The organism is Pseudonocardia adelaidensis, from assembly GCF_039543345.1.
Lineage (GTDB): Bacteria > Actinomycetota > Actinomycetes > Mycobacteriales > Pseudonocardiaceae > Pseudonocardia > Pseudonocardia adelaidensis.
Genome location: NZ_BAABJO010000020.1, coordinates 1 through 11,854 on the forward strand (window position 1 = coordinate 1; position 11,854 = coordinate 11,854).

Consider the following 11,854-nt stretch of genomic DNA (forward strand, 5'->3'; position numbering starts at 1 on the left):
CCCTCCGGGCCGATCCCTGACCCCAACGCCTCACCCCGGCGCGCCCAAGAACAGGCGGAGGAACCGCAAGAAGAAAGATCACCAACAAGAACAGGGGTTGACCGGCCCCGCTCCTTCAGGGATGACTGCCAGTACGGTCAACATGTCGCCCTGACCAGGGGAGACAGAGAATGCGCTGCTTGGCCTGGTGCAGTACGACGCCCCTTGGGTACCTCCAGGTCAGATTGGCGCGATGCTGTGCTCCACATCTGCTCCACTCGCGTCAGTCAATGGTCAAGTCCGGGGGCGTGGTGTTTGACGGCTGGCGCGTGATCTTCTTGTGGGTTGGGCGCTGAGCGCCGTGCCCTGCACAGGCGGACTGCGCCATGAGAACCGCCACCCTCAGCCAAGAAGTCCTGATCGAGGAGGACGGTTGTATCGGTCTCCAGCGCCTCAGCCGCAAGGGCTGGGCCTGCCGAGTTGCGCAGCGTCCCACCCCCGAGGCTGAGTCGTCCGACGCTGGCCGCGACCAGGCGAAGCGGGTCGGCCACCCGCACGAACCGGCCTTCGTCGGTGCACCAGCCTCAGATCTGGCCGTGGCCACGGGACGGGTTCCGGGTCGACGGTGACCTGAACCTCGACAGAACCGCACCGACGTATCCGCAATACTGGAAAGTGGGCCTGCCGCGCGGTCACACCGCGCTCGAGCAGGCAGTCGTCAAGCCACAGCGCCACCGGTGAGCTGGAATGGTGTCGTCGCGGCCACTCCTCGAGGTTCGTGGTGGCATCGGGAACGAGTGTGAGCGGGCTCTGGCCGTGACGTCGAGGCCGAGGTAACGGCGGCCTTCGGCCCATTCGTCGTGTTGCCCGCCTACCCGCTCGACGTAGTCAAGGTCGAGCCGGCCTCGGATCCGGGCACCACGCAGCCGCAACCCGCGCGGGTCCACACTATCTGCGCTAAGACTCCGCCTGACCAGCAGATCACGAAGCAGGCCCGCGTCCACGTCGTGGCTCGGCCCCAAGCTTGCATCGCGTCCTCACCCAGGACGCCAGCGCCAAACGTATCCGGGACGAGGTCGAGCATCGTGCCAGTCAGCAGAGCTTCAGCCAGCCGGTCAGCAATCGGAGCCCCAGGGTCGATCATCGTCACACCCAGCAGTCGCGACGCCACGCGGAGACGTTTCGGCGCGGACAGACGATCTCAAGGCCAGAAGCTGGGAGGTTCGCCGCCAGGCTCGAGGCTGGCGGTGGACTCGGTGCGGTCGCAGATTTGGGATGTCGACTGTCTCCCTCTGCGGCCGGAGGAGCAAGCTCGCCACAACGACCCGAAGCGGTCCGCGGAGCCCTGCGGTTCACCGCGGTGGCGTGCACCGGTTCGCGTTCGGGTGCGGGAGGTACTGCCCTACTAGGACGCATCGTCCTACCCGCGTCTGTGCAAATCACACGACGCTGCGTGCAGGTACGGCATCCCGCCGCTCGTAGCGCTGATCATTTCACAGCTGCTGACGGCACTGCATGATCGGCTCTGTCCATGCTCGGCCCTAACCGAGAGTGCAGCCAGGTAGAGCCGCTTGCATCGCGGCGGTGACGGCGGTCGATCGGCCCAACCCAGCGGGCGCTCGAACAACGATCCGCACTGACTGAGACCCGAGGCAAGCACCGCGGCGGGCAACGTGCGCATAGAGTGCGGCCGGTGTGAGCGTCCGCGACACGGACTCGTGCGCGGGACTCGACTTTCATGTATCAGAGCGCGGCCGAGATCCTCTTCAGCGCGGTGACCCTCCCTGACCGAGGTGGCCGATGCGCGGTGAATGCTGAGACACAAGCGAGCAACAGCCGCGGGTTCACCGCTCCGGCCGGTCTAAAGGTACCCGCGGGCTCGACTCGCCCTCGGCGTCGATCAAGAGGTTCGGGTGCACGGCAAGCACCAGCCCGGAGAGAGCGCGGCGTGCACGCATGGCTGATTCAGGTCGTCGTCGGCTGCCAGCAGGACGGTTGCAAAGCCGGGATCCACCAGGTGTCGGCTGCCTGCAGGCTCATCGACACGGACTACATCTTCTGTGCAGCGTCAGCAGCCGCTGATGGTTGCGACGTGGAGCCGCGTCGGCACCGTTGATCGTCTGACGACGTGCCCGGTTGCGCCGCGAGAATTTGAGAGGAGACGATATGAACGTGCTAACCCGCTCATACAATGCTTCCCGGACCGGGTCCACGCTCGAGGAAACGGTCCTCACCCCGAAGAATGTGGGCTCGAACCTCCTGGTCAAGACACAGAGCTTGTTGCCGGTGAACGACGATCCGCGACTGGAGGCCCAACCGCTCTACGTTTCGCAGCTCAAGATGAATGACGGCAACGTGCATGATGTGATCTACGTGTGCACGATGTCGAACAACGTATGGGCTTTCGATGCGAAAACTAGGAAGCCAATCTGGCAACAGCCGACGAATCTAGGTCGCCCGATCAAACCCAAGCTTACGGGTAATCCGAAACCGACGAGCAGCGAGATTGACCTGTGGGGAATCAACATTCTCTGGGGAATCCTGAGCACGCCAGTGATCGACCTGGATGCAAAAAAGCTGTACGTAGTCGCGTGGACGAGCCCCGATGGGGCAGTAGCAAATGCAGTACACGAACTGCATGAGGTGGACATCACAAGTGGCAACAAGACCGGCCAACTTAAGATCACGGCCAGCGCGCCAGACCAGGTGCCGTCGGGGCGGAACGTTCCCACATTTATCTCGCCGAAGCAGAAGCAGCGGGCAGCGCTGCTGCTCACCACAGTCAACACCGGCGACCACTCGACGAAAGTGCTGCTTGTGGGCTGCGGCATGACGCACGAGGAGGGCGATCCGACACACGGGTGGCTGATGGCGATGGAACTAGAGCCGCTGCGCGCGACGGCGGCTTGGTGTACCTCATCAAACGGGTCGGGCACCGGCATTTGGCAGGCGGGTCAGGGTCCGGCGACGGACGGGCAGGGCGGCATCTACGTAATGACAGGCAACTACGGTGTTGAGGCGGCCGGCGGCGGCACCGCGCCGCCGAAGGCGGGCGATCTCCCGGAGAGCATCGTCAAGCTTCAATACACGCCAGCGTCCGGCGGACGCAAGGCAAAGCTGGAGCCGGTGGGGTGGTTCACGCCGTTCCAGGACAGCGTACGGAACCGGCGCGGAGACGACGATTTCCAAGATTACGACCTAGGGTCGGCGGGTCCGGTCGCCCTACCGGGAATGAACCTGGTAGTGGGCGCAGGCAAGGATGGCGTGCTATACGTGCTGGATACGAATACGGCGAAGTTCGGGAAGGGCTCGGACTTCTCCAAGCTGAAGCAGGAGCCGCCGATCTTCTTCACGTATTTTCCCGGGTTCGGAATTGACGCTTCGAACGTGGCGAACCTAGACCGCCTGTTCGACGGGAAGACGCACCACCTGCACGCCTCGCCCGTGTTCTGGTCCAGTCCGGCGCGCGGGCCAATGCTGTTCTGCTGGGGCGAGAACGAGACGCTGCGTGCGTGGACAATCGACGGGGCCGGGACTACGAAGTTCGTGGCAAAGAGCGCGGAAGTAGCCTCAGCGAGACTGGGAGGAAAGGGCGGAATGCCTGGCGGCTTCCCGATCGTGACATCGAACGGGGACAACCCCAATACAGGCATAATCTGGGCGACTGCGCCAGTTTCGCATGACGCCAACCGCGACGTGGTCGACGGAATCCTGCGGGCATACGACGCGACGGCGCTCGATCCAGTGAACAACACGGACGGTACACCGCGATTGAAATTGCTGTGGGATAGCACGCACATTCCGGACAATACGTTTAAGTTCAGCAAGTTCTGTCCACCCGTGGTGGCGGACGGGAAGGTGCTGGTGGCGACGTACGAAGGGCGCGTGGACATCTACGAGCTCCCGCGAATAGCGCCGGCGGGGCCACTGCCCTCGAATGCGAATCTCGGGCCAGGACATCGGCACGCTCACCGGTAAGCAACGGGTCGAGGACGGCGCTCACGGTCCGTGACCACTTCGACAAGGCCCGCGGCCTGGCGAAGAACCTGCCGACTGTCAGCCGGGACGACGAGGCATGGGATGCGGCGCCGCTCATCGCGCGCACCGGCTGCCGGAGATCGCGGTCGTCGACGCGGACCGGCGGCGGGTGGCGGTACTGGCGGTTTCCTGCGCTGGGTGTTCGTCGTCCCACCCCTCGCTGACTCCTACATCACCGGCGACGCCACCACCCTGGCCGCTGTGGACGCGGCCTGGACGGCCCAACACCAGTTCGGCGGCGCGTTGCTCGGCGAACACCTGGGTCAGTTGCTCGTCATCGACTGGTCGGTCACGATCAGCGTGATCATCCTGCGCGCCCGGATGCTGCCCCACTGGCTCGGTGTCAGCTGACTCGCCGTCAGCTGGCGGGGCTGCTCGGCAGCACCGGTTGGGGCCTGTGGAGGCTGCCCTTCGTCGTCGCCGTCCTCTGGTCCGATCGCAGCCCATTCCCGACAGCTCCGACACCCTTGATATCCCGTTGGCCCGTACGCCCACGCCAGCCGTCGACCACCGCCGGTCCGAGGAGCTGACGCGTTTGCGCATACCCCGGCCCGACACCCGCCGGGTAACAACGCCAGCCCTCGAGGTGAAGGGGACCCGATGGCAACAACGCTCCCCTCGCAGCCAACTGCAGGCGACCCGCGGGTGAGGCACCGAAGCGACGCCCGACGGGTCGCTGAGGAAGACCGCTCACCAGCGACTGGCGGCAACCGCCCAAAGCGCAGCCGGAAAGCGAGCTGACCGGCAACTACTACAGCTGCTTCCCCGGCCACGCCGCGCTCGTCGTGGCAAACCCGGACAGCTGGCTGCTGCACGACTCGTCGCCCTGGGCGAGACGTTCCCCGACGTGGTCGGGATCGAGTACGCCAAGGTCGACCTGTCGGTGCCAATACCACGGCCCCTGCAGGTGCTGTTCCATTCGCCCGTCGTCTGCGGCAGCACCCAGCGCGCCGAGTTCTCCGATGCGGTTGTCGCCGGATCCTGAAATCTGACCCCCTGGCGTTCTGGGAATTCTGACCCCTCCCGACGCTGGGGAGGTGTTGAAGGTGGAGGACTGGGCGGAGATCCGTCGGCTGCACCGGGCTGAGGGTGTGCCGATCAAGGAGATCGGCCGTCGGCTCGGGGTCGCGCGGAACACGGTGCGGGCTGCGTTGCGCTCGGACGGGCCGCCGAAGTACGAGCGGGCGGCGCGGGGCTCGGTCGCCGACGCTTACGAGCCGCAGGTGCGAGCCCTGTTGGTGGAGTGGCCGCGGATGCCCGGGCCGGTGGTCGCGCAGCGGATCGGCTGGCCCTACTCGGAGGGCCCGTTGAAGAAGCTGCTGGCCCGGATCCGACCCGAGTATGTGGGCATCGACCCGGCCGACCGGGTCGTCTACGAGCCCGGCGAGGTCGCGCAGTGCGACCTGTGGTTCCCCGAGACCCCGGTGCCGGTCGACGCTCGGCAGGCCCGGATCCTGCCGGTGCTGGTGGTGACCCTGGCGTTCTCCCGATTCCTGTCCGCGACGATGATCCCGTCGCGCCAGGCCGGGGACATCCTGTCCGGGATGTGGCTGCTGATCTCCCAGCTGGGGCGGGTGCCGAAGACGCTGGTCTGGGATCGGGAGTCCGCGATCGGCGGCACCGGGCGGGTCAGCGTCCCGGCCGCGGCGTTCGCCGGGACTCTGGCCACGAGGATCCGACTGGCCCCGCCGCGGGACCCGGAGTTCAAGGGCATGGTCGAGCGCAACAACGGGTTCTTCGAGACCTCGTTCCTGCCCGGCCGCGCGTTCGCCGGCCCGCAGGACTTCAACGATCAGCTCGGCGCCTGGCTGCCCCGAGCCAACTCCCGCACCATCCGAGCGTTGCAGGCACGGCCGGTGGATCTACTCGAGACCGACCGCCAGGCGATGACCCCGCTGCCACCAGTGCCTCCGGCGGTCGGTCTGACGCACCGGATCCGCCTCGCCCGCGACTACTACGTCCGCGTCGACACCTGCGACTACTCCGTCGATCCGCGGATGATCGGGCGGTTCGTCGAGGTCACCGCCTCGCCGACACGAGTCCTGGTGTTCTGCGACGGACAGCCGGTCGCCGAGCATGAGCGCAGCTGGGCCAAACACGTCGTGATCACCGACCCGGCCCACGTCGCGACCGCACACCAGATGCGCCTGGCGCTGGCCGAGCAACGCCGAGCCCAACAACAGGCCCAACAGAGCGGGGCGCGCCGCCACAGGGACGGCCATCCGGTCGCGCTCCGGGCGCTGCCCGACTACGACGCCCTGTTCGGGGTCGACTTCAACCCAACCGGCCCGACCACTCCGACGGCCGCTGCGGCGGCGAAAGCGAGCAATCCATGACCGCCACGATCACCATGACGGCGACACCCCCGAGGACGGCACCGGCGGAGGGCCTGCCGTCGATGCTGGCCTACCTGACCCGGGTGCTGAAGACCCCGACGATCGGGCGCTGCTGGGAAGAGCTCGCCGAGCAGGCCCGCAACGAGAACTGGTCGCACGAGGAGTATCTGGCCGCCGTGTTGGCCAGCGGAAGAACTCGGCCGCGTAGGCGACCACGCGCTGACCGAGCTGGTCCGCGTCGTGGACGAGCCTGATCCAGGTCTGCGGCGATCGAGCTCGCCAAGTGGGCGGGTGCCCGAGTGATCGCGACAGTGAGCAGTCCGGCGAAATCCCGCATCGCCCAGGCCGCGGGGGCCGACGCGGTTGTGGACCGCCGGGAGCCCGACGTGGCCCAGCGCATACGCAGCCACGCTCCGGAGGGGGTGGATCGGATCGTCGAGGTGGCGATCGCGGCTAACATCGGGCTCGACCTCGCCGTCGCCGCCCCGCACGCTGTCGTCGCCAGTTACGCCTCCGACGGCGGGGCGGATGCCGTGGTGCCGATCCGTCGTTGCATGGTGCCGAACATCGGCATCCGGTTCGTGCTGGTCTACACCATGCCGCCGGATGCGGTGCGGGCCGCGATCACGGACGTGACCGAGGCATTGCGCGTCGGAGCCCTCACCACCCTGCCGCTGCACCGGTTCCCGCTCGACCGCACGGCGGACGCGCACGACGCTGTGGAGAAGGGCGTGACCGGCAAGGTCCTCATCGATGTCCCGTGACGAAGAGCGGAAGATCATGAGCAGTACGCCGGTGGCCCTGGACGTGCTCCGTTCCGGCAGCTGTACCGGAACACCGGTGGTGCTGCTGCACCCGGTCGGTCTACGGGCAGAAGCGTGGACGAGGCTGGCCGCGCTCATGCAGCCGCGCCCCGTGCTCGTCCCCAGCCTGCGCGGACACGGATCGTCACCGGCGGCGCCGGAACCGTGGACCGTGCGAGACCTCGCCGCAGATGTGCACGCCGTCCTGTCCCACGCGGGCCGGGGACCAGCGAACGTCGTCGGGCTCTCCCTCGGCGGGATGGTGGCGCAACAACTCGCCATCGATCATCCCGGCGATGTGCGGTCGCTCGTGCTCATCGGGACGACAGGAGGCGTGTCACCTCCTGTCGATGACGTCCTACGGGAGCGCGGCCGGCGCGCACTCGAGGGCGGCATGGACGCGGTCGTGGACGAGCCGATCGCCCGGTGGTTCCCGGCGTCGGCGCGGACGGGCCCGGTTGCGACGAGGATCGCACAGTGGCTTCGGAGCAACGACCCGAGCTGCTGGGCTGCGACCTGGGAGGCGATGGCCGGTTTCAACGTCTGGACCCAACTTGCCGGCGTGGACGTACCCACGTTGGTGCTCGCGGGCGACGCGGACAGCAGCATGCCGCCCGAGGTCGGGCGCGCCCTCGCCGCCGCGCTGCCGGACTCGCACCTGCAGATCGTCGCCGGTGCTGGTCACGTCGCTGCGCTGGAGGACCCGGAGCGGTTCGCGAAGCTGATCGGCGATTTCCTCGGGCAGCACGGCGAGGCCAGGTAGCGGAGAGGACCCAGGCGGCGCTCATCGGTTGCGTTGTCCTGATCGCACTCTGATGGCGATGTCGAGGAACGCGCGAGCACCTCAGGCTCCTTGCGAGAGAGCGGAACATGCGCCACACACACAGCTCATGGCCTGCCACACTGGTAGGCATGGCGCCATCTCGGTCCGAGCGTCTACTGAACGATGTCGTCGGCCTCGTGCACCGCCGGGCGGGTGCGCGCGAGCTCTCGGCTCATGCTGCCCGGATCCTGGGCGGCGCAGTGCCGTTCGAAGGCATCTGCATCGTGAGTATGGATCCTGCCACGTTGCTTCCGACGGGCGAGTTCGTGGAGAACGGCCTGCCGGACTGGGCGGCCCGCCGTATCGCTGAGATCGAGATCGAGGGCTCGGACTTCAACACGTTCCAAACGCTGGCTCGTTTCACGCCCTCTGTCGGAATCCTCAGCGAAACGACGCAGGGCGACCTCGACCGGAGCGTGCGGCACCGGGAGCTGAAGCGCCCGAACGGCCACGGCGACGAGCTGCGTGCCGCGCTCGTCACCGGCTCGACGATGTGGGGTGGGATCAGTCTCTTCCGCGGCCACCGTCAGCCGAACTTCACCGCCGCCGAAGCGGCCACCATCGCGGCCGTGTCCCCCTACCTCGCGGAGGGACTGCGACGCGCGCAGCTGTTCACGACGGCGTCCGAGAGCACCCAGGACGAGGAGGCGGCGGTCGGTGTGGCCCTCGTCGCGCCTGACAACACGATCACGGAGGCGGACGCGGCCGCACGCCGGTGGCTTGCCGAGCTGTGCGACGGAGCCGGGCAAGAAGCGCTTCCGGTCGCGGTCCATACCGTGGTCAGCCGTGCCCGCCGCATCGCGACCGGGGAGGTCTCGCAGGGGATGCTCGCGCGGTCCAGGGTCCGTACGGGATCCGGACAGTGGCTACTTCTGCGCGGCTCCACTCTCGGTCATGGTCCGTATGGACAGACGGCCCTGATCGTCGAACCGGCTCGACCCCACGAACTCGCTCCTCTCATCGCCGAGTCCTACGGCCTGACCCACCGCGAGCGATGCGTCGTCCAGCTCATCGCGCAGGGGCTGTCGACCAACGTGATCGGTGACCGGCTGCACCTGTCCCCCTGGACGGTGCAGGACCATCTAAAGTCGATCTTCGAGAAGGTGGGGGTCGGGACCCGGGGCGAGCTGGTCGCCCGCCTGTTCTTCGAGCACTACGTCCCGTCATTCACCCGCGAGACCATCCGCAGCTGAGCCGCCGTGGAGCGCGACGGGACGCTGAGCAGGGACATGCGCTTCAACCCTCCGAGACATGCCACCGGGCCGAACCGGCTTCGCCGATCGGATCCCCCTCGATGACCAGGCCAGCGGGGACGCTACCGCCCCCTGATCGGGCGTCGATGACACGAATCTCCGGATCGCCGAATGCTAGACGGCGGCCTCCCGAGCGACGTCGATCCGGACGGGCAGCACGCTCGCGAATCCGGAGGGATCCTCGACGGGACTCGACCGCACGCCGGCGACATCCGCGCGGCAGTTGGTTCAACGAACTTCCACGAGAGTCGGGGCGCACCGTGATGACGAGGTTCGTGTCAGCGGTGACAAGGTCGTCGTTGGAGAACATCGCCGGAATCGGTGAATCGGAGCTGCGGACCTCCGCCAGGACCTCCCCTCCATCCTGCCCAGCTCGGCAGTGAGCCCTTTCCAACCTGGCTGATGACAGGCTCGCGCTGATACGCCGTGGTGTCACCGAGATGGGTGAAGCCCCCTGGTAGACGGGCGATTGATTAGATCAACTCGCACTGCCAGGAGCTTCGGTGCCTTCCTACCCCTCGGGGATGACCGTGCCCAACCGCGCCCTGATCACCGTGACCGACGTGCTACGGCGCACCCGCAACCAGCGCCGTACCCGCTGGCGCCGGCTCCCCGGTGCCCGTCACGACATGGGCGCAGCGCGCGAGCACGGCATCACCGACGCGCTGGTCGCGGCAGGAGTGCAGGTGGTAGCCGACAGCGGCTACCGCGGCGTCGGCCCGACGTTCGATCTCCCGCAACGACGCCGGCCCGCCGACCCCGCAACCGGTGCACGCCAACGCCTGTCCCGCAACCAGCGGGAGGTCAATGCCGCTCACGCCGCGCAGCACGGCCCGGGCGAGCGACCCGACGCGGTGTTCAAGAGCTGGCGGGTCCTGCGCAAGATCCGTTGCTGCCCGCTCCGGACCACCGCCCTGGTCAACGCGATCCAGGTCCTCATCGTCACTGGCTGACACCAAGTGGAAAGGGCTCAGTGAGGGCCTGCGCAACGCCCAGATCAGCGCGCCGAGCTGGACGGCAACGAGTGCCACGACAGCAAGGGCCGGCGGAAGCAGACGGACCACAGCTGTCACGACCGCGAGCGCGGCGATCACCAGCGCCGTCCCGTGGATGAACCAGGCCGCCGCGAGGAGCCCCGGGCGCGGAACAGCCGCGCGCGGACGCGCCGCAGGTCGCCTTAGATCATCAGCAGGACCGATCGGCGTCCGTTGCACCTCTCGCCCTGGACCGTCCGGGACGACCTGAAGCCGATCTTTACGAGGGCGGACGTGGGCACACACGGCGACTCATCGCCCACATCACTCCTGCGGTGAGCTGCAGCGCGACGGTTCACCGCCGGGGCTTACCTCGGTGTCATCGGGTCGTCCAGAACGATCCGCCACGTGCCGTCGGATCGGCGACGGGATACGATCGTTCCCCTCCCCTTGAGGTGCTCGCGGCGGCCGTCGGGGTGGGTGAGCACAAGCTGCCAACGTCCGTGGGTGAGCGCGAACCCGTCGCCCTCGAGCTTGCCGACGACCTCCATGCGCGCCGTCGGGTGGAGGGCGAAGGTCGGTTCGAGCGCGGCCCGCAGCGCTGCCTTGCCGACCGTACGCGCTCCGGTCGGCGGGACGACGTGAACGGCGTCGTCCTCGAAAGCCTCCACGAACGCGTCGATGTCCCCTTGGTTCATCGCCGCGGCAAGTAGTGCATGCAAGTCCTCGGGTGTGCGGGACGGCATGTGCATCTCAACTCCTCCGTCGCTGTGCTCGGTTCGGAGCCTGCTCCCCCGGCAACGGCGTATCCATCCCAGGACTCTGGGAGGTCTGCCGCAAGGTGGCTCGACCGCGGTGCGGCGCGCCGTCAGGGGGCGGCGGGAGCCGCTGCACGAGGCGCGGAGCGTCGTTATTGCCAAATTACGACAAATTTTAGCCGTATTGATGAAGACCGTGAACCACGGTCCTGCACGGATCGTGTCGAAAAGCAAATGCCACTACTACGCACACTTGGAAGTAGCAGCGATGAACGAGTACACGGCACCTGACGACCAGACGGTCCCGTCGGCGCACCACGACACCGAGGGCGGCGGCACCCGCACCCGCCGCCTCCTGACGATCCTGGCGTTGACCGTTGTCGGGTTGACGGGCGCCGTGAGCACAGCGCCGGCGTCGATGGCCCAAGCGGCGAGCGTCGGGTCCGCGGTTGCACCTGCCAGGCCCATCGAGGGAGACCCGGGCCCCGAGTCGGATGATGAGCCGTGCGGGGGAAATCGCACTGTTTCCGGGTTCGAAGGCGTGCAGATCTGCCCGGACTGGTCACCTGACGGCCGCATCCCCGTGTACGAGAAGCCGCGAGCGGACTCGAAGAGGATCGGCTTCATCAACGCGGCGGGCGACGACTTCTACATCTGCCAGCTGAAGGGCGGAACCCATGAGCTGCGCGGGTTCGAGAACAACTGGTGGGCCTTCACCAAGGCCGACGGCGACGCGGGGTTCGGCTACGTGCCGCAGACGTACTTCAAGGGCGGCGGGCCGAACGTGAAGGACGCCACGCTGGACAGCTGCAGGAGCTGATGCACGGCGCTAACGCGGGCCAGGCGCTGTCCTCCGCGGCGCCTGGCCCGGCCGCGAGAACCATTCGCCG

General features: G+C 67.5%; 11 protein-coding genes. 10 read left to right on the forward strand and 1 reads right to left on the reverse strand.

Annotated elements, in window-relative coordinates:
- Nucleotides 1–2,145 precede the first annotated feature (2,145 nt).
- The 9 genes from ABEA81_RS24540 (at nucleotide 2,146) to ABEA81_RS24580 (ending at nucleotide 10,185) form a co-directional block, all read left to right on the forward strand.
- Entirely contained in the window at nucleotides 2,146–3,957 is a 1,812-nt protein-coding gene (locus ABEA81_RS24540) for a hypothetical protein (protein ID WP_345607673.1), read from the forward strand.
- A gap of 102 nt (nucleotides 3,958–4,059) precedes the next feature.
- Nucleotides 4,060–4,368 carry a DUF4386 family protein gene (locus tag ABEA81_RS24545; protein WP_345607674.1) on the forward strand — a complete coding sequence of 103 codons (309 nt, stop codon included), beginning with the start codon at nucleotides 4,060–4,062 and terminating at the stop codon, nucleotides 4,366–4,368.
- A 496-nt stretch (nucleotides 4,369–4,864) separates the two neighbouring features.
- A complete protein-coding gene (locus tag ABEA81_RS24550; protein WP_345607675.1) occupies nucleotides 4,865–5,002 on the forward strand; it encodes a hypothetical protein in 138 nt (45 codons plus the stop codon).
- A gap of 52 nt (nucleotides 5,003–5,054) precedes the next feature.
- On the forward strand, nucleotides 5,055–6,353 hold the full coding sequence (gene istA, locus ABEA81_RS24555) for an IS21 family transposase (protein ID WP_345607676.1): 1,299 nt from the start codon (nucleotides 5,055–5,057) through the stop codon (nucleotides 6,351–6,353).
- Nucleotides 6,350–6,607 (forward strand): hypothetical protein, encoded by a 258-nt coding sequence (locus ABEA81_RS24560; protein ID WP_345607677.1) that lies wholly within the window; start codon nucleotides 6,350–6,352, stop codon nucleotides 6,605–6,607. Before istA ends, ABEA81_RS24560 begins: the two co-directional genes overlap by 4 nt.
- A 15-nt stretch (nucleotides 6,608–6,622) precedes the next feature.
- Nucleotides 6,623–7,117, forward strand: coding sequence for a zinc-binding dehydrogenase (locus ABEA81_RS24565; protein ID WP_345607777.1), 495 nt, complete (start codon nucleotides 6,623–6,625; stop codon nucleotides 7,115–7,117).
- Nucleotides 7,107–7,919: an alpha/beta fold hydrolase gene (locus tag ABEA81_RS24570; protein ID WP_345607678.1), complete on the forward strand. Its 813-nt coding sequence runs from the start codon at nucleotides 7,107–7,109 to the stop codon at nucleotides 7,917–7,919. Before ABEA81_RS24565 ends, ABEA81_RS24570 begins: the two co-directional genes overlap by 11 nt.
- 149 nt (nucleotides 7,920–8,068) lie before the next feature.
- Complete coding sequence (locus tag ABEA81_RS24575; RefSeq protein WP_345607679.1) at nucleotides 8,069–9,172, forward strand: helix-turn-helix transcriptional regulator; 1,104 nt, start codon at nucleotides 8,069–8,071, stop codon at nucleotides 9,170–9,172.
- 584 nt (nucleotides 9,173–9,756) lie between these two features.
- Nucleotides 9,757–10,185 carry a transposase family protein gene (locus ABEA81_RS24580; RefSeq protein ID WP_345607680.1) on the forward strand — a complete coding sequence of 143 codons (429 nt, stop codon included), beginning with the start codon at nucleotides 9,757–9,759 and terminating at the stop codon, nucleotides 10,183–10,185.
- Nucleotides 10,186–10,574: 389 nt separating this feature from the next.
- Here the strand turns inward: ABEA81_RS24580 and ABEA81_RS24585 are convergent, their stop codons facing one another.
- A complete protein-coding gene (locus ABEA81_RS24585; RefSeq protein WP_345607681.1) occupies nucleotides 10,575–10,958 on the reverse strand; it encodes a YybH family protein in 384 nt (127 codons plus the stop codon).
- A gap of 103 nt (nucleotides 10,959–11,061) precedes the next feature.
- Between ABEA81_RS24585 and ABEA81_RS24590 the strand changes: the two genes are divergently transcribed.
- The gene (locus ABEA81_RS24590) at nucleotides 11,062–11,784 is read left to right on the forward strand and encodes a hypothetical protein (RefSeq protein ID WP_345607682.1); all 723 of its coding nucleotides are present in this window, start codon (nucleotides 11,062–11,064) and stop codon (nucleotides 11,782–11,784) included.
- The last annotated feature ends 70 nt before the right edge of the window (nucleotides 11,785–11,854 follow it).